We start from the raw sequence: 18,638 nt of genomic DNA, 5'->3' as shown, positions 1-18,638 counted from the left end.
GACTAAGCGCACATTACTCACTCCCGACGAGTGTATGCGCCTTCCGGCCCCAGTAAAGCAAGGTAAGGACATTGTTGAAGCGGGAGACATGATTATCTATGTAGCAGGCTATCCAGCGATTTACGGCAAGCAATTGCTGTATTTCAAAGACCCGGTATATCTCGCCAGGGCGCAAATACCCGCACCAGAACAAACAGACCGATTAATAGAAGTCAGAGGCAACGCCACTATTGACGCTATCAATCAAGCACCCGAATAACACAGTCTTTATCAATATTTTTCACTTATCCACAATTTCAGGGGATAAGCCCCTGAATATCCGTGTATAAAATTTAATCGAAATCCAGCAGCCAACGGGACGTATTGATGCGCAACACATTGGATAAATTCACACTCTATTTTTTTTTGATATTAAAGAGACTCAACCTTTTACCAAGCAAGATTATCGCCATTCAAGAACTGGATTATATTCGCGGAATTGAGAAACAACTCGATGAATACCGCGAGCTGCTGGAGGATATTGAGCGACAAACGGGATATTTTTCGTCCCTGCAAGGTGAGTTTTCAAGCTTCCACGCTTCTACGTTGGATGATTACTTAACGCATTTATACCAATTGAGATATTCAGCCCCGCCAAACCCAAACAAACCAATTAATTTGCTCCGGAATAAACCACGATTTATAGCATTTCAAAGCGAGAATACTGACTAAGACGCTCGACTCCCCCATCAAGCGACCAGCGAAAGCCACGCAATACCTTCATAGTTGTTTTGATATTTTATGCAAAGCATCAAAAATTCCATTGCCAACGTCATTTTTTGCATTTAACGCCGCTGCCAACAACAGCAACCCCAACGCAATCAAAAACACCTTACCGCCTAAATTGCTCATATTTCATCGCGAAATTTAAAAATTTTAACCCTTAACACCCACAGAAACCATCAAACTGTTTAGGAAACCAAATTTATGCGCCTATTTATCGCAGAAAAACCTTCCGTCGCCAAAGCTATTGCGGCAGAACTTGGCATTACAGAAACCCACAAAAGCCACCTTATCTGTGGTGGTGATGTCGTCACTTGGTGCTTTGGCCACATGCTCGAATTGGCTGAGCCTGACGATTACACACCGGCTGACGTGCCGAGTCGTAATGGCAAGAAAATATGGCGAGTGGATGAATTACCCATTATCCCTGCCAATGATAACTGGATACTCAAACCCAAGCCGGATGCAGAGTTTCAGCTCAAGCAAATAGGCAAATTCATCAAACAAGCCGACACCGTTGTGAACGCAGGCGACCCTGACCGCGAAGGGCAATTACTGATTGACGAGGTGCTTGATTTCTACGGTAATCAATCCCCTGTTTTGCGCTACTGGGCTAACGCAATTGACCCTGTATCAGTTAAACGCGCATTAACCGATTTAAAAAACAACGCCGACTACCTTCATTTTGGCCAAGCAGCCATTGGCCGGCAGCGGGCGGACTGGTTAATTGGTATGAACCTTAGTCGCGCCATGACCCTACGCGCTGAACGCGGCGGCAGTCATGCTCTACTGACTGTTGGCCGAGTGCAATCCCCCGTATTAGCCTTAGTGGTTGGACGTGACCGGCAAATAGAAACCTTCACCCCCATTCCTTTCCACACACTCAAAGCCAGCATATCTCATGAACAAGGCAAGATTGAGGTGAACTGGAAAGCGGGGGATGAACAAACGGGACTTGATGAAGAAGGACGCCTTACCAATACCGCGATTGCTGACGCGCTGGTGAGTCAGTTAACCGGCGCCAATGCGACGGTCCTAAGCTCAACATCTACTAATAAGGTACAAACACAACCACTCACCTTCGCGCTATCAGATATCACATTAATTGCGTCAAACAAATTTGGCTATAGCGCTGAAGAGGTATTGAATACCTGCCAATCACTGTATGAGAAGCACAAGCTCACGACTTACCCGCGCTCTGATTGTGCTTACTTACCAGAAAGTCAGTTTAATGATGCCGCCGCCACGCTTGAGGCTATTAAGCAAATTAACCCCGAGTTAGCCGCGCTTATTGATAATGCCGACCCACGTATTAAATCCAAAACTTGGAACGATAAAAAAGTAACGGCGCACCACGGCATTATCCCAACCATGCACATAGCAAATAAGGCTGCACTAAGTGAGCCGGAACGCAACATTTACAACTTGGTGGTTAGGGCTTATATCGCCCAATTTTACCCAGGCCATGAATACGCGAGTACCAGCATTGAGTTTGATATCGGTGGCGAGTTATTTGCCACTAAGGGAAAAGTCATCACCCTCAATGGTTGGAAAGACGTTTACCAAATTGAAGAAGAAAAGGAAGACTCAGAGCAATCATTGCCAAAGCTTAGTAAGGGCGACTCATTAACTTGCCATAGCGTGACTCGACGTGACTCAAAGACTAAGCCAGCCAGCCGATTCACTGAAGGTACGTTAATCCAGGCAATGAAGAACATTCACAAGTTCGTCGAAGAGGCCGACAACAAAAAAATGCTCAAAGAGGAAGACGGCTTAGGCACTGAAGCTACCCGAGCATCCATTATTTCTGAACTCAAACGTCGCGAATACCTAATCGTTAATGGCAAACAAATAAGCAGTACAACCATTGGGCGCTCACTCATTGATTCCCTTGATGCCATGGTGAAAAGCCCTGTACTCACTGCACTGTTTGAGCGAATGCTTAAAAACGTAGAACTTGGCACCATGACACTGGATGATTTTGTGAATAAGCAAATCGCCTTCGTCACTGCCCAAGTGCAAAAAGCCAATCAAGGCAGCGTTAAAATCGCGGGAGCAAAACCAGCCTTAGTGGTTTCAGATGTTCACAAATGCGCGGCTTGCGGCGCAGGTTTGATTAGGCGCCCAAGCTCAAAGAAGCGCGGCGCATTCTGGTGGGGATGCAGCAACAACCCAACCTGCACTCAAATGTACCCAGACGCCAAAGGGCGCCCCAATTACCAAGCCACTAAAACCCTTCCTCAACCTCAAAATGCAACAGCATAGGAGACCACCATGCTTATAAAATTATGTAACATCGGCCAAGACGCTATCACTCGTTACACACCTAACGATAAAGCTGTGACAGTTATTTCTTGTGCTTATAGCGTTGGCTATGGAGCCAATCAAAAAACACAATGGATTGAGGCCGAGCTCTGGGGTGAGCGTGGCGTAAAACTGGCAGAGAAATGCGTTAAAGGTCGCCAAATTTTACTGACCGCCGATGATGTGGCCATAGATACCTTTACGAAGCCAGACCAAACTACCGGCTTTAAATTGAAGTGCCGCGTCATTGATATTGATTTCACCACGAGCGCTAATCATCCCGCGCAGTAAGTACGCTTATGTTTTTACTCCACCATCATTTCCGCCAAAGCTCATTATTCAATGAGCTTTTTTGTACCAACTTTTCAAGATAACGCAAACGTTAAGCATTTCAGTGATTACCACGATTCCAGACGCTTACATGAGCTTCTGTTTTTAACTAAAAGGACAACAAACAATGAACGATAAAAAACATCACCCCAATCAAGCAACTCCCCTTACGGATAATGAGCTCAACAAAAGTTTGGAAGAATGGCTCAATACACCTGATCATGATGACGGCCCAAAATTTGAGTTAAATTACAATGGCTCACCTGTTTTTATTGATATGATCACCCTACTTCAATGTTTGAAAATAGCTGAGCATACTCACCATATCCCTAAGATTAATGCTTCATGGTGGCTAGAAATAATTAAGCAATACCCTGTAGAGGTACATTTAGATGGACGTATTCAAACTAAAAGTCAGTGATACACATGGCATTACAATAACTCGAAAGAACTTTGAAAATCAGACAAAACAACAGTCACCCTGGTATCAATCATTAGATGGACGAACTGAATCACACTTAGCTATTTGCCCTGCCTGCGATAACACCATCAGCATCATTGGCCTTCATTCAAGTGATACGGTAATCAATGAAAAAACAGGTGAAGTTCAGCCGATAGAAGGCCGCCCCCCACACGGCAGACACTACCTTTACAAATCACTAGAAAACCTGGGGATCTTAGATAGAGAAGCTTATGAAAACTGTCCTTATTCAGGAAATACAACGCTCTCACCCAATAGGAAACACACACCAAAAAGCAAAGTCCCATCACGAATTTTAAGTATTTTGTCCACAGATTTCGATCGAGTGGTCTACTTACTCACTTGCTCTATCGGCATTCATATTACTTACCGCACCGCAAAAGAAATGCTAGCGCGATATAAGCACGCAGAGGGATGGAAGTATGCAGGTGCTACTGTAATGAATGTGCCGTGGATTTTTGGCTACTTCTCACGCTCAACAACGCTCATGTTTCAATTTGTCTCTAATGAAAATATGAGGGAGGCCATACAACAACATTACCCTAGCGCCACATTCACAGGCGACCGATTCAAGCTGGAACGTACCACTCAATATATCAATCCATGCTTCTGTTTTGAGAGTCATACTCGCAAAACAGTTAAAGAACATTTAGAAGAGACCATCGACTTAGTGTTATCCGACGATAATGGGCGTGAATTCTACCGAGAGAATATCAAATTCGATCCACTTCATTTTACCAATTTGGTAAATATGAAAGAGAGTAGATATCGAAATAACAAGCTTATTGAGTTAGGTTATGAGTTTTTCAAAAATGGAACCTTTGAATAAAAAATCAGCCTAAATTGGCAATATTCCCCTGAGAGCCAGCATTGTGTAAATGCGGTTCAAGTGATTCAATTCGTTCCAAGACTCTTGTAAGTCACACTCTTGCCAAAAAGTCGGCGGTAAATCTACTGCCGCATGACATTTATAGTAAACATTGATTTTTGCACTTGAATGCAGCCAATCTGATTTGCCTCACTCTTCTATCATTAATTTCTTAATCACAAGGACACCTTATGACCGAGCGCAACCCAAACGAACAAATTAATAATCCTGATATCCTCACCACAGAAGAGCTGATGATTATGAAGCTCATTGATGCTGAAACCACGCCAGGATTCGGCGCATCATTTACCCCAGAAGAAGCAGAGCTTGCAGGGGCGTTCTTTGAGGACGCCTTGACAGAACAAGACCTCATGGACGCGATAGAGGAGCCTGGTGATGACGACTAAAAGGCCGTTTCATGAAGTCGTTGCTCAGAACCTCATTGAAAAGCTAGAACAAGGCACCGCACCATGGCAAAAACCATGGCAACCCAGCGCAGAACCACACCTCCCTCACAACCCCAGTAATGGACGCCGCTATAAAGGCATTAACACCATCAACCTCATGGTTCAGGGATTCAATGACCCACGCTGGATGACTTACAACCAAGCTAACGCCGCGAAGGCCCAGGTAATTAAGGGGCAGAAAGGCACTCAGGTGCAATATTGGAAGTTTTCGGAAGAGAAAAACAAAACCGATGATAAGGGTAACGTGGTCAAGGATGGTAAGGGGAAACCCATTAAAATCCATATTGTCCTTGAGCGCCCCAAGGTCTTCTACGCCACGGTATTTAATGCCCAGCAGATTGAAGGCTTACCCCCACTAGAAATTACCCCACTTACCGAAGAGCGCCAATGGCAAAACATTGAGCGAGCTGAAAAGCTTCTTCAAGCATCAAACGCCATCATTAAACACGACCAAGCGGATAGAGCCTATTACTCCTCAGTAAAAGACAGCATTCACTTGCCGAAAAAGGAGCAATTTGATGAAGCAGGCAAATACTACGCAACGGCGCTGCATGAACTAGGCCATTGGAGCGGCAATTCCTCTCGCTTGAATCGTGATTTAGGTAATCCATTTGGGAGCGAAGCTTACGCCAAAGAAGAGCTCAGAGCAGAGATTGCATCAATGATGTTAGGAGATGAATTAGGTATAGGTCACGACCCAAGCCAGCACACATCTTACGTCAAAAGTTGGATTAAGGCGCTCAAAAATGACCCGATAGAAATTTTTAGAGCCGCAAGTGATGCAGAAAAAATTCTAACCATGCTTCTTGGCTTTGAACTGCAACAGGAGCAACAAATGTCTATAGAGCAGACACTCAACGATGAACAGATTCAAAGTTGGCAAACCATTAACAGCACAGCCAATGAACTAGGGTTTAAAGCCGTGCTATCAGCAACGCCCAATGAACCTTGCTCTATTAGCTTTAACAACCGCCAAGGCATTACCGCGCCGGTCAATACCAAGCTGCATGATGATGGCAGCGTGAGTACCCAAAGTGAAACCGAAACTAGCGCTGAGGTGACAACAGCGCCAGAGCGAATACAGGATGTGTTATTGATAGCACTTGCGCCCTATCAGCATATAGAGCAAGTCGATGTCATTGAGGCGCCCCAAACCAGCCCACAACGTATGGCACCAGCGACCAGCACTCAAGAGCCCGATAAACCCAAAATTCACCTAGATGTACCTTATAAGGATAAAGACCAAGTGAAAGCTCTAGGAGCAACCTGGGATAAGGCCACCAACCACTGGAGCGTTCCCCAAGGGACTGACTTAACGCCATTTAGTCAGTGGCCAGTCGTCATCCCGTCAACCACTAAACAATATTTAGCGGTTCCCTATGAGCAGCGCAATCAAGCTAAAGCCGCAGGGGCTAAATGGGATAAAAGCCAAAGCGCATGGTTTATAAACCTCAAACAAGGACAATCGGCGCCCCCAAGCTGCACTCGTTGGCTACCGCAAAACCAGCGCAATATTGAGCAAGAGCCACAACTTGACCCAAGGGAAGAGTTTGCTGAGCGCTTGAAAGATGCAGGCTTTGACGTGTCAGGTGAGCACCCAATTATGGATGGCAAACGCCACCGCTGCCGAGTGGACTCTGACAAACCCAGCACGTCACACAATGCTGGTGCGGGTATGTACGTTGCCTTCATGGATGCCCACCCGGGAGGTTACGCCATCAATAACCGCACCGGCGAAGAGCTAAAGTGGAAAGCGAAAGGCTACAACCTAAGTCCCGAAGATAGAGCAATAGCTCAAGCCCAGGCGGCGCAGCGCCAGCAAGAGCAGCAAGCCATTAAGGAGCAAACTCAAACCAAAGTCGCGAGCGCCATCAGTCGCCTAGTGGCCGTCAGCCCCCAAGCCACCGGGCAAGAGTCGTATATCAGCAAGAAACAAATCACGACTGCCAATTTGCTGCGAGTGCCCTCACCTGACGCGCTAGCCAATGACCCCGACATTTTAATAGGGAAAACATGGCAAGACAGTAAAGCCCTCAGAGAAGCTAACCCTGACAAACTGGTCTTTACTACAGGGGAATTACTCGTGCCGGCTATTGATGAACAGGGCAATATTCGCACCGCCCAAACCATCCAAAGCAATGGCACAAAAATGTTTCCAAGGGGCGGGCAAAAAACAGGAACCTTCCACATCGTGGGCGGAGAACTGGAAGATATCGCCAGAATATCAACCATTATTATTGCTGAAGGGCTCGCCACAGCTGACACCATTGCGGAAGCCTGCAAACACCCAGTCATTTCAGCCTTTGATGCTGGTAATGTTATTGAAGTCGCGAAAGAGCTGCACAACAAATACCCCGATAAAACGCTGCTCATTTGTGGTGATGATGACGCTCACCTAGCCTTGACTGAAATCAAAGGCAACGTGGGACACAGTAAAGCCCATGACGCCGCAGAGCTTACTGGCGGTAAAGTGTTACTTCCCGTTTTCGCACCAGGTGAGCAAGACTATCCGTCCCACTTACCACCAATGACACCAGATAAATGGCGAAACCAACATGTTTCGCAAGAAGAAAAGAAAGCCATTGATGATATGAAGCAATTCACTGACTTCAATGACCTCAAAACTAAAAGCAAACTGGGTATTGAAGGGGTTAAACGCCAGCTCTGCGCCATGCTCCATCAAATACACGAGCAGCAACACGTCACCAAAGAGCAACAGCAAGTCCAACAGCAAATCTTGCAACAACCTCAGCAAAAGCCAGCCGGTCACGGTTTAGGTCGCTAAACAGCTAAACAGCTAAACCAACTTCTTTTAATACTCTCAACGGTTCCAGCGGGCTGTGGATTTTCTGCGCCCGTTGAAAATGTAACGTAATCAAATTAAGGAACACTTTTATGTCAAAAATTCACTTCATTCTTCAGGGTAAAGGCGGCGTGGGTAAATCCCTTATTGCCAGTTTAATCGCACAGTTCTGCATTGAGCATGGCAAAACCCCTCACTGCATAGATACCGACCCAGTTAACCAATCCTTTACCGCTTACGGCGCATTGAACGTCCATCAATTAGATATATTGGTGAATCATGATGTTGACCAATCTAAATTCGACCAATTGATTGAGCTTATCGGTGAGCATCCAGAACAAGATTTTGTGATTGATAACGGCGCCAGTTGCTTTGTGCCGCTATCTCATTATTTGCTGTCGAATGGAACCATTCAAATGCTCATGGATATGGGCCATGACGTAATTATTCATACTGTTGTGACTGGGGGGCAGTCATTGGCCGACACCATTCACGGATTGGATAACCTTGCTGAAAAATATCCAACCGACTGTCAGCTTGTTGTGTGGCTAAATACTTATTGGGGACTCATTGAGCGCGACGGGAAATCATTTGAGCAACTTAAAGTCTATCAAAATCACAAAGAACGCATTAACGGTATTATCACGATAGAGCCGATGCAAAAAGACACCTTCCAACGTGACTTTATCAATATGCTTTCAGCCAAACAGACGTTTGCAGAGGCGGTGATTAATCCTAAGTTATCCATCATGAATCGTCAGCGCCTCACCATGATACGCCGCAAGCTGTTCGAGCAAATGGCAGCGACTAATTGCCTATGAGGTGAATGATGGAAACCAAACGAGCTGAGTTACTGGCCCGCATTGCCGCAGAGCATAAAATCATTATGGATAATGATGATCCGCTAATGGCCATGCTGACACTGTTTGAATATGCCATCGAGCACACCGAAGACAGGCAGCAACGCCAGCACAAACAAGTTGAGCAACACATGGAAGCGACGCTTGGCCGACTAGACCAAGCCATGCTTGCAAAGCTCGCACATTGGGAAGATACCGCAGTCAGAAAATCAGGCCGTATCATTGACGTTGGACTGGAACAACACCAAAAACAATTGAACGAGCAAAAACAGCAGTTTTTCACTGAACTAGAGAAGAAGTTAGCTAGCCAGCAAGCGCTATCGAACGCAGCCGCAGAAAAACTGCAATTTGCCGCGACAATCAACCTAGTAGCCGTAGTAGTTGCTGCTGGATTGGTGGCCGCAGCCATCATTTTGGCCTAGTCAGAGCCAATAATAGCAAATTCAACTTAATATACTGCTTAATTAGCGACCTTTATCACAGTGCAAATAAAAACCAATTGCCGCCAAAAAAGACTCAGTTATTGTAAGGTTATCTGTTACGCGCAGCCTGTATACTTCAGGGCAGGTTTGCGGTTACACGCGCGTAGCAGGTGCTAAACATTAACTATGTTCTATCCGTTTTAAAAGTGCGTCAAAGCCCTACTCAGGATGACAAGGGCTTTATTTACGACCTAGCGCTCGATCCCCCGAGACCGACTGACTTTCCCTTGCTGATTTATGTTGATCGGGTCGCCAATCTTCAACCGCTTAACATCACTCTTTATCGGCAACACCGACACTCTGTCTGTAGCCGTTTCGACCAGTAACAGTGATTCACCATCAATTCGCCTAACACCTGCAAAACGCCCTTTCACCGCGCCAGTTAATGGCTCATGTATCGCAATACCCATCCCCTGCTCACGCTTACTTAATCGCTCTTCAATGTATTTTTCAGCAGCCATAAGCTGCGTAGCGCTTAGTCTTGCCCCAAAAATTCCCCATCGCAATGCGTCAACAACTGCTCTGGGTCGTTGCTGCTCCACGTCACCAGGTACATTACCCGACAATAGCATTGCACCTTTTCCTTTGAAGCTTGCCACACCGAGTTGGGACAAGTCTCGCAAACCGTTACGCCTTGAGGGCGGCGGCTCTCGTCCAACGCTTCCAAGGTTGGGCTTGCGTTGAAGTTCTGAGGATGCCCGCTCATTCCCTCGTCTATTGCTGTCGTTTCGGGTAACGGTTCGTCTAGGCTCAACATGGCCTCTTCCAGTAACTCCTCGTCCGTCTTTTCGTGTGTTGTCATGCTTAGGTTCCTCTAGCTGTTGCCGGTATTGCTCTGCATCACCGGTGAATTGAATATCGAGTCGAGACTTAATGGCCATGTTAACGACGCGGCGTTTAAACGCGTCTGTACCATCCACAGTAATGACGTTGCCATAACGCGCTTGGGCCAACGTAAGAGCGTTAATTAGGTTGGCTGTGGTGACTTTAGATGGCAACACTATCGCGTTAGCGACTTCCCTCACCCCTGAGCGCTTATCAATCACACTACCTTTTTTAGTGATACTATCGGCGCCAGCCAATACCGCACTATTAGGCGTTAAGCCAGCGCGGCCAGATAATCGGTTGCTTTGCTGATAGCGGTGAGGCTGCCGAGCTTGCAGGGCCCGAAGTGCTTCATTATCACCTTGTTGCGCTTGCTGCTTTAACCAGTCCGCCCAGGTTAATTGGCGACTCTCTTTGTAGACCTGTTTTTTAGCCATAGCAGCGGTTTGCTGGATTTTTTGCTGCTGCCGCTTCACAGAGTCAAAATGATGCTTATACAAGAGCTTGCGAGTAATAACGTTAGCTTCTTGGCTAATAGCAAATCGCTTGAGCTTGTTAGCCAACCCCAGCGCGGTTAACTTACGGCTTTTATCTGTTGCCACCAAAGCCAATGCCTGGCTAACTGCCTGTTCACTCTGTGATGCTTGCTGCTGATAGCAGCGATAGAGCGTGGTGGTGTCAACTTTCAATTCAATAGGTTGTTTGCGATAACGCCGATTATCTTCAGAGGGGCTTTGCGCCTTCTGACCATCGGTTTTAGCAGGGACAAAATCACCTAAGCGTTTTTCAAGCGCTGGCTTTGATAGCTCACGACTAACAGAGCTAGCCTTGATGCTCACATCGATATCAGAGGTAATGACCAGCCCATTCGCTCGCTCTTGCAAACGCAAGCCATGCTCATGCAACACCTGATGAACCTCATTCCAGGATTGCGCTTGTTTTAATGCTTCACCGCACTGCTCGCGCGTCCAACTGATTAAACTTTTCTGACCGCTGTGCGCTTCCATATCATTAGCGCGAGATTGGCCGCTACGCACATGAGAAATATGGTTATCCTTCTCAAGCCCATATTTATCCTCTAGCCGGTCACAAGCTTCACCTAGCACCCGATAATCACCAAACGGCTCAACCATAGTGAGCTTTTTGGGATGAATTTTATTGATAGCAACATGAATATGTAGGTTATCAGTGTCACGATGAACAGCACTTATTCGTTGGTGCTCACCAAAACCAATCGCCTCACACAACTCCGCTTCTATCTTTGAAAGCGTGTCATCATCAAGGGTTTCACCCTCTCTAAAACTCACCAATAAGTGATAAGTCTTATCTCCCTTGGCCCGCGTGTTTTGCTGCTGCGTAGCCAATACTTCAGCAATCGCCGCATCAACACCTGCCGCATGGCAATGGGTCGAGCGCACTAAGCTAACCCGATGTTCTTTGCCTTGTTCATCACTGATGTAATCAACCAAACGATGAAAGCTGCTTTTCGCTGAGCCTTTCTTGGCAACGTGTTTCGCTATCACAGCGTTTTTCTCGGGCGCATGACGTTAGACATAATTTGCGATAACGACTCTTGGTTGGCTCCTATCTTTTCCAGCAAATGCACAACAGTGCTTCGCTTGAATGCCGCCGTTCTAGCGTCATCGGTTAACCACAATTTTAGCAAGCCACCCATGCGCCCCAGGTCTCCATTTATCCGTGCCATTTCACGAACTTGTTCGGCATCTACCACACCGGATACTTCATAGCCTTGACCTACCGCCAACAGAAAAGCAGAGGCACTTTTGCCAGTTCGTGCCGCATTGCTTTCTATCCTGGCCTTTTCTTCTGGCAGGCAGTAGACCGTAATTCTCGGGCTTATTTTCCGAGTCTTTGCCTTACTTGCTTCAGTCATTTCATTCCTTGTTTTTTATTGACGGTAGTCAATTTGCCTCGCAGAGCAGGGGACGTTGAGCACGCAGTGCGAATAAGGCCAAAGTGAAGAACATTGTAACCGCTTGCGGGTACATGTACTTCACCTATCCTGCCTGTCATTAATGCTTTAGCCAATGTTGGTTTGTATTGCTCGGAATCTTAGCTGACTTTAGTTTGAATTTAAATCAAATTTGGTTTTGTTTTGTATTTGCTATAGCATGATTTGAGTTTTGGGTTACTGCTGTTTAATTATACTTGAGTTGAATTTGATAATGAATGACATGCTTTATAAGGAATTAATACAAAACAATGTACAACCTCGTAATTTACTCCCAGAGTTTTTAGCCCTGAAAGACGAAATCATCTATGCAATGAGCAGAGGTTTTTCAAGAAAAGACATTTGGAAAAGACTCAACGCCACAGATAGGTTTAGGGGTTGCTACCTGACGTTTTGCAAATATGTAACTAGACATATTGTTGCAACAAGTGAACAGAGTCGATCCATTACATCGACAGGAACTACAGCGGCAGAAGTGATAGTTGCGAAATCCCTACCGACGAAGACCATACCAATCAAACCCAATAATAAACCTACAGCCACAGGTTTTGATTGGTCGCCTAATTACAATGAAGACGATCTGTTTTAGCTGAAGCCTTAATCTTAAAGCTCTGTTAGTTGCTCGTGAATGGCATAAACCTTGTTAAGAGTTTCTAAGCAACTATGAAAGTTCTGCTGTTTGACGTCGCAGAGCTCATAAGCCATCGTTGCAGAATAGCCTTTGACCAAATGCATTTTTAAGGCATCAATTTTATTCACACTAACAATGCGGGTGAGAGCTAAAAGAAGCTCTATCTTAGCTTCAGACTCTCGACCTTGTATCAGTCTCGACACGAAACCAACATTACTTAACTAATGTGACTTGATGGTGCCAAGCAAAGAGCAATTAGCACAAAGTAAAACATTAGCCTTTGTTCTCATATAACCCCACCGCATCTTATCCATAAGTCATCGGGGAGGGTTAACGGCGAAATGACTAATAGTGGACGGCGTAGCCACCCAGCCTTTGGCTTTTTAGTTTGGCGTTTGTTGTTGCTCGATGTATTGCCGAATCATAGCAAGTGGCGCACAGCCACAACTCCCAGCAAAGTAACTGGGCGACCAGTGTGCTATCAACACAATGGCAAATGACCCAGTGTTGATTACCCCCCTAAAAGGTGTACAATGTACACATCAAGAGTGGCGTAAGGATTTTAATTAGTGAGCCATGCTATTGAGTTTGTCGAAACCTCGATCTTTACAAAACAGATCAAGGAACTTGCAACAGACGACGAATTAAAGGATTTGCAAGCAGAGCTTATTGCTCAGCCTGATAAAGGCGATATTATCAAAGGTACAGGTGGCCTACGAAAGGTGAGAATGGCTGTAGGCAACAAAGGAAAGAGTGGCAGTATACGAGTGCTCTATGTCCTTGCTCTGGCCGATAAAATTTACCTAGTTTTCGCTTATCCAAAAGCAGTTAAAGATAGCCTAACCGCGGAAGAAAAGGTCAAATTAAAACTAATCGTTCAATCACTTAAAGGAGAGAGCAAATGAGTATATTTAACGAACTTCAAACCTCCCTTGAAGAAGCGGTAGACATTCACCATGGTCTCAAAAAGCCCGCTCGAGTAACTCGTTATGAAGTTGCCGACGTTAAGTCAATCCGTGAAGAACTGCTTAAAGTGACGCAGGCCGAATTTGCTGCCACGATGGGTGTCAGTGTTGACACTGTTAAAAGTTGGGAAGGTAAGCGCCGCAACCCGGCAGGATTAGCAGCTAAAGTGCTTGCTACTATTCAGCAAGATCCAAAAATCTACGCAGTCCTTGCCGCTCACTAAAATTATCCAAAGGCCCTTCTTGGACCTTTGGATTCTCCCCATCTGAATCAGACTTGTCTAGTCTGATTCGCGTCCTGAAGATGATCATTTTTAATGAAATTTTGGCTAACCAATTTTTACCCATTTCCGAGTTAGTAAAGTGATATCTAGCTAACCTCAACATTAGTACATTGAGCCAATTTTAGTAATACGACAGAGTACCTACAGTTTTCAGGCCGTACCAGTATGGGGCTGACTCAAAAAAAATTAACGGCAAACAATGAAAAACTAGTGAATAAAATAATGAGTAATACGAGCATAGTTACAAATGTCATCACTAAAAACCTTCATCCATGAACATAGACACACAAAACCACAGCGTCGCTGTTGCAACCACCCTACATTACACCCAAAATACCCACAAAGGAATAGGGCGCGAAGGACTGAATTTCCTTCAGAACTAATACGATAATTGATGATTGTATTTTCGACTACGCAGGCATTATTCGAGTTATCTGTCGATGTGTGTACAGTATTGCTTATTGATCGACAGATACAACATTATTGGCAATTTTCGCTGAAATTAAGAACCGCTCAACCGCTTCAAATAACAACCCTTGTGAATAGGGATACCATGCTTCATTAGCAATCCCCTCAAGCCCGAGTCCACAGAAATGAAAAAAATTCATTTTGGTTAAGACAATAATTGTTACCTCACCACGCTGTTGATTTTCAATATCGAGCTTGGGAGAGCCTGCTTGTGTCTTGAGGCTAACAGTAGATTGACTGGTATTAGTGTGAGTTGCTTGTGCTGGGAGTGAGTTAGTCATGGCTTGTTTTCCTGTGTGTTTGAGTATCGATCTCGTTTTCGCCTGACTTTCTGATCTCACTCCATCGTTCTTATTTTCCAGGGCGCGAAGCGGCGCAGCTTCCCTTGAAAATGAGGTTGTGGCGTGAGACAGATTAGAAGTCAAAGCGAGGGCGTGATTGATATTCGCTTTGCACAGGAAAGCCATGACTTGCGAAGGACAAGCGCGAGCTTACTCACACTTAACCAGGCAAGGAGCGGTTAGTCCTTTAGTCTTTTTCTCTGAGGCCCGGGCTGTAGCAGTTGATTTGGCTGTGTTCTTGGGATTATTGTCTGCAGGTGCTTTTTACCAGCAGACAATAATTGCTTTGCGTTAGGGATTGGCAAGCAGGAGTGATTAGCCGCTGCTGCAACTTGTTGCGCTTTGCACCGGCTAATTATTATCGCGAGGCGCGAAGCGCAAAGCCCGCCCAAAGGGAACGCCCAGTTCGAGCAATGATGATGGCCATGATTCTATTCATTGAAATTGCAGATCTGCAATTTCAATGACCGATGAAATGACTAACGGCTTTCACGGATTAGGAGAAAAATCCGGCTCACAGCTTTGAAAAAGTTACATTTTCAAATCAGTGAGCGACGAACGGGCGGCGAAGCGGCTGCTTTAACTCGCTTTGGCCGCTACTTTTAAATATGAATGGTTTGCTGAATACTGATCTGAATACTGGCACCACAAGCAGAAGCATAGCGATCTAAAGTACCAAGGCTCGCTTTATCTGCACGATTTTCAAGCTTTGAGACTGTGGCAGGGGTAACGCCCATTTTTGCCGCGACTTGGGCGCTATTCATCCCAGCAGACTTACGCATCTGAGCCAAAAGCGCCTTTAATTCATCTTTGCGTTGTTCAGCCAGGTATGCTTCGAGCACTTCGGGATCTCTGAATGCTTTAGCTTTCAGCTCAGCGAATGAAACACCTTTTACTTTAATGCTCATAATAATTGCTCCAATCTGGATAACGCCAGCCCAATCTCTGACGAGGGCGTTTTAGCGGTTTTCTTAACAAATGTCCGTAAAATATAGATTTTTTTGCCTTTACTAAATGCAAAAAAGGTACGGCTAATATCTTTTCCCCCAGCCCTCAACTCAAACAATCCATCCCGAATAGGTTTAGTGTCTGGATAGCGGAGTTGATGCCCTTCAGCTTCGAGCTTTGTTAAACCGTGTAACACCTTAGCTTTCATGGCACCTTTTAATGCCAAGATTTCAGCTTCGGCCTCTGGATGAAAAATCAGTTCAAACATTTAAAACTCCCTGTTGATGTAAATATTATAACACCAACAAGAGTTAGCCTATAGCAAAGCATTAGCCTATAGGCTAATGTTTTACTATAACAAAATCACACTCGCAAAGTATCAAAAATCACTGTGCCATTATTGTATTGTGTTTTACCCGTTTTTTCGTCAACGCAAAATCCACCACCATTATGAGTAATATAAAATTTCTGAGTCCTCGACAACTCCGATGACACAACCAAAAACGCTGGCAGTTTTTCAGGTATATATAGAGTACCGTTAAGAACAAAACCATCTGGCCAATAACCATCCAAATATAAATCCATTAAGGCCTCGTTAATTTGTGATAGATCACCATAACATTCACCAGCAGTAGTGATATTCACCTGCTCACCAACGACCTGAATAATCGCCTCAACACCGTTAGAAGGGCAACTTAACGCTTCACCGACAAAATCTAAATCATCGGCAATAAACACATAATGACAGCCATTCATAACAAATTTAACGTATAAATAATTGTCCTTTAAATCTTCTACAACAAAGCCAGCTTGGCCTTGATGCACACCTGAGTTAACAACGACAAATGCATTCTGGTATGCTGGTTCTTCATCTTGAAGATAGCAATCTGCTCCAAGATTAAGGCTGCGACAAAGTGCATGTTCAGCCTCCATAAGCCCTAAGTTACACAAATCAACGACAATCCTGTTTTTGCTATCAACGATTCTATATCGTTGCAAGGCTTTCAATATATCGAGCTTGGGAGAGCCTGCTTGAGTCTTGAGACTAACTGTTGATTGACTGGTATTAGTGTGAGTTGCTTGTGCTGGGAGTGAGTTAGTCATGGCTTGTTTTCCTGTGTGGTTGAATATCGATCTCGTCTTCGCCTGACTTCCTGATCTCACTCCATCGTTCTGATTTTCAAGGGCGCGAAGCGGCGCAGCTTCCCTTGAAAATCAGGTTGTGGCGTGAGACAGATTAGAAGTCAAAGCGGGGACGTGATTGGTATTCGCTTTGCACTGGAAAGCCATGACTTGTGAAGGACAAGCGCGAGCTTACTCACACTTAACCAGGCAAGGGGCTGTTAGTGCTTTAGTCTTTGGCTTTTGCGTTAGGGATTGGCAAGCAGGAATGATTAGTCTGTGCTGCAACTTGTTGCGCTTTGCACCGGCTAATTATTATCGCGGGGCGCGAAGCGCAAAGCCCGCCCGAAGGGAACGCCCAGCTCAATCTATTTTGACGGATTTAGTGACAGCCCCAACTCATAACCTTGAAAAAGTTACGTTATCAAAAGGAGATAGGGTATACACGATGCACCAGAGAACAAGTAGAAACAAAAACAGCCCTAAAAAGGGCTGTATTAAATGCGAAACCAATAATTATTGCGGTGGCAATCTATCTACAAGAAAGGCCGTAGCTGCCGCCACGGTAACGATCATTGTAAACGCAGTCGCAAGCATCCAATTTTTCAGGGAATCAATTTTACTATCAGTTCGAGTGGCAACGCGCTCAATTTTGGCATCTAACTCACCAGCAACGCGCTCAATTTTGGCATCTAACTCACCAGCAACGCGCTCAATTTTGGCACCAAGCTCACTAGCAACCCGATCAATCTTAGCATCCAACTCACCAGCAACACGCTCAACCTTAGTGTCTAAACGCTCAATTTTAGTATCCAGCTCACGCCTTACGTTGTCTAACTGCTCTTGCGTAGCAGCATGACCAACGATATTAATCAGTTGTTCTGCTGTGAGTGTAATTTGATTAGTTTGATTTGCGTTCATTTTATCACCTGTCAGTATTAAAGTTATTGTATTGTGTTTACATGAATTTGTCGTTTAAATTTTCAGGCGCCCTGTCAACGCCTGTTCACTCGGTTAAATTTCTGAACTTCCGACCCACATTTCACCTAGAAACACGTCCCAGCAATGCGGACTAAATTCGTAACAGTCTATTGCTTTCAACGCTTCAATCGTCCATCCACAAGCAGGGGCGCTGAAAACTTTCATTACCTCACCGTCACGCTTAATGATGAAATCAGCGTGTGTACAAATCTGTCTCGTTAACGGACTCAGCTCGTAGCACAAGGCCATGATTTACAAAGCTTGCCGACATATCGAGCTTGGGAGAGCCTGCTTGTGTCTTGAGGCTAACAGTAGATTGACTGGTATTAGTGTGAGTTGCTTGTGCTGGGAGTGAGTTAGTCATGGCTTGTTTTCCTGTGTGGTTGAATATCGATCTCGTCTTCGCCTGACTTCCTGATCTCACTCCATCGTTCTGATTTTCAAGGGCGCGAAGCGGCGCAGCTTCCCTTGAAAATCAGGTTGTGGCGTGAGACAGAATAGAAGTCAAAGCGGGGACGTGATTGGTATTCGCTTTGCACAGGAAAGCCATGACTTGCGAAGGACAAGCGCAAGCTTACTCACACTTAACCAGGTAAGTTAATGTTAGTGCTTTAGTCTTTTTCTCTGAGGCTCGGGCTGTAGCTGTTGATTTGGCTGTGATCTTGGGATTATTGTCTGCAGGTGCTTTTTACCAGCAGACAATCATTGCTTTGCGTTAGGGATTGGCAAGCAAGAGTGATTAGC

General features: G+C 45.2%; 23 protein-coding genes and 1 pseudogene. 13 read left to right on the top strand and 11 right to left on the bottom strand.

Features of this window, described 5'->3' with window-relative positions:
- Together AC1HDP_RS18165 and AC1HDP_RS18160 are read left to right on the top strand one after the other, a co-directional pair.
- The coding region (locus AC1HDP_RS18165; protein ID WP_479639977.1) for a type IV secretory system conjugative DNA transfer family protein at positions 1–259 on the top strand (259 nt) is incomplete at its 5' end.
- Between the two features lie 107 nt (positions 260–366).
- Positions 367–711: a hypothetical protein gene (locus AC1HDP_RS18160; protein WP_479639976.1), complete on the top strand. Its 345-nt coding sequence runs from the start codon at positions 367–369 to the stop codon at positions 709–711.
- 48 nt (positions 712–759) lie between these two features.
- Here the strand turns inward: AC1HDP_RS18160 and AC1HDP_RS18155 are convergent, their stop codons facing one another.
- Positions 760–891 carry a hypothetical protein gene (locus tag AC1HDP_RS18155; protein ID WP_479639975.1) on the bottom strand — a complete coding sequence of 44 codons (132 nt, stop codon included), beginning with the start codon at positions 889–891 and terminating at the stop codon, positions 760–762.
- A 75-nt stretch (positions 892–966) separates the two neighbouring features.
- Here AC1HDP_RS18155 and AC1HDP_RS18150 point away from each other — a divergent pair, with 75 nt between their 5' ends.
- From AC1HDP_RS18150 to AC1HDP_RS18115, 8 genes are all read left to right on the top strand, one after another.
- Positions 967–3,027 (top strand): DNA topoisomerase 3, encoded by a 2,061-nt coding sequence (locus tag AC1HDP_RS18150; protein WP_479639974.1) that lies wholly within the window; start codon positions 967–969, stop codon positions 3,025–3,027.
- Between the two features lie 9 nt (positions 3,028–3,036).
- Entirely contained in the window at positions 3,037–3,357 is a 321-nt protein-coding gene (locus tag AC1HDP_RS18145; RefSeq protein WP_479639973.1) for a single-stranded DNA-binding protein, read from the top strand.
- 166 nt (positions 3,358–3,523) lie between these two features.
- Positions 3,524–3,817: a hypothetical protein gene (locus tag AC1HDP_RS18140; protein WP_479639972.1), complete on the top strand. Its 294-nt coding sequence runs from the start codon at positions 3,524–3,526 to the stop codon at positions 3,815–3,817.
- Positions 3,789–4,706, top strand: a complete 918-nt coding sequence (locus tag AC1HDP_RS18135) for a hypothetical protein (protein ID WP_479639971.1) — start codon at positions 3,789–3,791, stop codon at positions 4,704–4,706. The genes AC1HDP_RS18140 and AC1HDP_RS18135 overlap by 29 nt, the downstream gene beginning before the upstream one ends.
- Positions 4,707–4,936: 230 nt before the next feature.
- Complete coding sequence (locus AC1HDP_RS18130; RefSeq protein ID WP_479639970.1) at positions 4,937–5,152, top strand: hypothetical protein; 216 nt, start codon at positions 4,937–4,939, stop codon at positions 5,150–5,152.
- Entirely contained in the window at positions 5,142–7,997 is a 2,856-nt protein-coding gene (locus AC1HDP_RS18125) for a zincin-like metallopeptidase domain-containing protein (protein ID WP_479639969.1), read from the top strand. The genes AC1HDP_RS18130 and AC1HDP_RS18125 overlap by 11 nt, the downstream gene beginning before the upstream one ends.
- 110 nt (positions 7,998–8,107) lie before the next feature.
- Entirely contained in the window at positions 8,108–8,836 is a 729-nt protein-coding gene (locus tag AC1HDP_RS18120; protein WP_140934246.1) for a nucleotide-binding protein, read from the top strand.
- A 5-nt stretch (positions 8,837–8,841) separates the two neighbouring features.
- On the top strand, positions 8,842–9,297 hold the full coding sequence (locus tag AC1HDP_RS18115) for a hypothetical protein (RefSeq protein WP_479639968.1): 456 nt from the start codon (positions 8,842–8,844) through the stop codon (positions 9,295–9,297).
- Positions 9,298–9,548: 251 nt separating this feature from the next.
- On the opposite strand, the gene traI is transcribed toward AC1HDP_RS18115, so the two are convergent.
- Positions 9,549–11,705, bottom strand: a complete 2,157-nt coding sequence (traI, locus tag AC1HDP_RS18110) for a TraI/MobA(P) family conjugative relaxase (protein WP_479639967.1) — start codon at positions 11,703–11,705, stop codon at positions 9,549–9,551.
- The gene (traJ, locus tag AC1HDP_RS18105; RefSeq protein WP_479639966.1) at positions 11,702–12,076 is read right to left on the bottom strand and encodes a conjugal transfer transcriptional regulator TraJ; all 375 of its coding nucleotides are present in this window, start codon (positions 12,074–12,076) and stop codon (positions 11,702–11,704) included. Before traJ ends, traI begins: the two co-directional genes overlap by 4 nt.
- 292 nt (positions 12,077–12,368) lie before the next feature.
- Here traJ and AC1HDP_RS18100 point away from each other — a divergent pair, with 292 nt between their 5' ends.
- The gene (locus AC1HDP_RS18100) at positions 12,369–12,743 is read left to right on the top strand and encodes a TraK family protein (RefSeq protein WP_479639965.1); all 375 of its coding nucleotides are present in this window, start codon (positions 12,369–12,371) and stop codon (positions 12,741–12,743) included.
- Between the two features lie 14 nt (positions 12,744–12,757).
- Here AC1HDP_RS18100 and AC1HDP_RS18095 read toward each other — a convergent pair whose 3' ends face one another.
- Positions 12,758–12,988, bottom strand: coding sequence for a PapB/FocB family fimbrial expression transcriptional regulator (locus tag AC1HDP_RS18095; protein ID WP_479639964.1), 231 nt, complete (start codon positions 12,986–12,988; stop codon positions 12,758–12,760).
- A gap of 180 nt (positions 12,989–13,168) precedes the next feature.
- Positions 13,169–13,258 (bottom strand): annotated as a pseudogene (locus tag AC1HDP_RS18090) (transposase); the annotation flags it as partial.
- Positions 13,259–13,354: 96 nt separating this feature from the next.
- Between AC1HDP_RS18090 and AC1HDP_RS18085 the strand changes: the two are divergent.
- Both AC1HDP_RS18085 and nadS read left to right on the top strand, forming a co-directional pair.
- The gene (locus AC1HDP_RS18085; protein WP_140934240.1) at positions 13,355–13,690 is read left to right on the top strand and encodes a type II toxin-antitoxin system RelE/ParE family toxin; all 336 of its coding nucleotides are present in this window, start codon (positions 13,355–13,357) and stop codon (positions 13,688–13,690) included.
- Positions 13,687–13,974 (top strand): NadS family protein, encoded by a 288-nt coding sequence (gene nadS / locus AC1HDP_RS18080; RefSeq protein ID WP_479639963.1) that lies wholly within the window; start codon positions 13,687–13,689, stop codon positions 13,972–13,974. Before AC1HDP_RS18085 ends, nadS begins: the two co-directional genes overlap by 4 nt.
- A gap of 518 nt (positions 13,975–14,492) precedes the next feature.
- Here nadS and AC1HDP_RS18075 read toward each other — a convergent pair.
- The 6 genes from AC1HDP_RS18075 to AC1HDP_RS18050 all read right to left on the bottom strand — a co-directional run bounded on the left by AC1HDP_RS18075 (position 14,493) and on the right by AC1HDP_RS18050 (position 18,258).
- Positions 14,493–14,783, bottom strand: a complete 291-nt coding sequence (locus AC1HDP_RS18075) for a hypothetical protein (RefSeq protein WP_479639962.1) — start codon at positions 14,781–14,783, stop codon at positions 14,493–14,495.
- Positions 14,784–15,445: 662 nt separating this feature from the next.
- A complete protein-coding gene (locus AC1HDP_RS18070) occupies positions 15,446–15,751 on the bottom strand; it encodes a helix-turn-helix domain-containing protein (protein WP_240778952.1) in 306 nt (101 codons plus the stop codon).
- Positions 15,748–16,059, bottom strand: a complete 312-nt coding sequence (locus AC1HDP_RS18065) for a type II toxin-antitoxin system RelE/ParE family toxin (RefSeq protein ID WP_140934238.1) — start codon at positions 16,057–16,059, stop codon at positions 15,748–15,750. The genes AC1HDP_RS18070 and AC1HDP_RS18065 overlap by 4 nt, the downstream gene beginning before the upstream one ends.
- Positions 16,060–16,154: 95 nt before the next feature.
- Complete coding sequence (locus AC1HDP_RS18060) at positions 16,155–16,895, bottom strand: hypothetical protein (RefSeq protein ID WP_479639961.1); 741 nt, start codon at positions 16,893–16,895, stop codon at positions 16,155–16,157.
- 534 nt (positions 16,896–17,429) lie between these two features.
- Entirely contained in the window at positions 17,430–17,834 is a 405-nt protein-coding gene (locus tag AC1HDP_RS18055; protein ID WP_140934233.1) for a DUF1640 domain-containing protein, read from the bottom strand.
- A 253-nt stretch (positions 17,835–18,087) separates the two neighbouring features.
- Positions 18,088–18,258 (bottom strand): hypothetical protein, encoded by a 171-nt coding sequence (locus tag AC1HDP_RS18050; RefSeq protein ID WP_479639960.1) that lies wholly within the window; start codon positions 18,256–18,258, stop codon positions 18,088–18,090.
- Between the last annotated feature and the right edge of the window lie 380 nt (positions 18,259–18,638).

This window comes from Shewanella sp. ISS20 (assembly GCF_056522965.1).
The sequence above is the reverse complement of the archived record's forward strand: the minus strand, read 5'-3'. Positions and strand labels throughout refer to the sequence as shown.

What these genes read in the sequence shown, in the direction of transcription:
- AC1HDP_RS18100 (WP_479639965.1), top strand. Translation starts at nt 12,369, where the DNA reads ATGAATGACATGCTTTATAAGGAATTAATACAAAACAATGTACAACCT.
- nadS (WP_479639963.1), top strand. Translation starts at nt 13,687, where the DNA reads ATGAGTATATTTAACGAACTTCAAACCTCCCTTGAAGAAGCGGTAGAC.
- AC1HDP_RS18070 (WP_240778952.1), bottom strand. Translation starts at nt 15,751, where the DNA reads ATGAGCATTAAAGTAAAAGGTGTTTCATTCGCTGAGCTGAAAGCTAAA.
- AC1HDP_RS18155 (WP_479639975.1), bottom strand. Translation starts at nt 891, where the DNA reads ATGAGCAATTTAGGCGGTAAGGTGTTTTTGATTGCGTTGGGGTTGCTG.
- AC1HDP_RS18130 (WP_479639970.1), top strand. Translation starts at nt 4,937, where the DNA reads ATGACCGAGCGCAACCCAAACGAACAAATTAATAATCCTGATATCCTC.
- AC1HDP_RS18060 (WP_479639961.1), bottom strand. Translation starts at nt 16,895, where the DNA reads ATGACTAACTCACTCCCAGCACAAGCAACTCACACTAATACCAGTCAA.
- AC1HDP_RS18145 (WP_479639973.1), top strand. Translation starts at nt 3,037, where the DNA reads ATGCTTATAAAATTATGTAACATCGGCCAAGACGCTATCACTCGTTAC.
- AC1HDP_RS18065 (WP_140934238.1), bottom strand. Translation starts at nt 16,059, where the DNA reads ATGTTTGAACTGATTTTTCATCCAGAGGCCGAAGCTGAAATCTTGGCA.
- traJ (WP_479639966.1), bottom strand. Translation starts at nt 12,076, where the DNA reads ATGACTGAAGCAAGTAAGGCAAAGACTCGGAAAATAAGCCCGAGAATT.
- AC1HDP_RS18120 (WP_140934246.1), top strand. Translation starts at nt 8,108, where the DNA reads ATGTCAAAAATTCACTTCATTCTTCAGGGTAAAGGCGGCGTGGGTAAA.
- AC1HDP_RS18160 (WP_479639976.1), top strand. Translation starts at nt 367, where the DNA reads ATGCGCAACACATTGGATAAATTCACACTCTATTTTTTTTTGATATTA.
- AC1HDP_RS18115 (WP_479639968.1), top strand. Translation starts at nt 8,842, where the DNA reads ATGATGGAAACCAAACGAGCTGAGTTACTGGCCCGCATTGCCGCAGAG.
- AC1HDP_RS18075 (WP_479639962.1), bottom strand. Translation starts at nt 14,783, where the DNA reads ATGACTAACTCACTCCCAGCACAAGCAACTCACACTAATACCAGTCAA.
- AC1HDP_RS18055 (WP_140934233.1), bottom strand. Translation starts at nt 17,834, where the DNA reads ATGAACGCAAATCAAACTAATCAAATTACACTCACAGCAGAACAACTG.
- AC1HDP_RS18140 (WP_479639972.1), top strand. Translation starts at nt 3,524, where the DNA reads ATGAACGATAAAAAACATCACCCCAATCAAGCAACTCCCCTTACGGAT.
- AC1HDP_RS18150 (WP_479639974.1), top strand. Translation starts at nt 967, where the DNA reads ATGCGCCTATTTATCGCAGAAAAACCTTCCGTCGCCAAAGCTATTGCG.
- AC1HDP_RS18125 (WP_479639969.1), top strand. Translation starts at nt 5,142, where the DNA reads ATGACGACTAAAAGGCCGTTTCATGAAGTCGTTGCTCAGAACCTCATT.
- AC1HDP_RS18050 (WP_479639960.1), bottom strand. Translation starts at nt 18,258, where the DNA reads ATGACTAACTCACTCCCAGCACAAGCAACTCACACTAATACCAGTCAA.
- AC1HDP_RS18135 (WP_479639971.1), top strand. Translation starts at nt 3,789, where the DNA reads ATGGACGTATTCAAACTAAAAGTCAGTGATACACATGGCATTACAATA.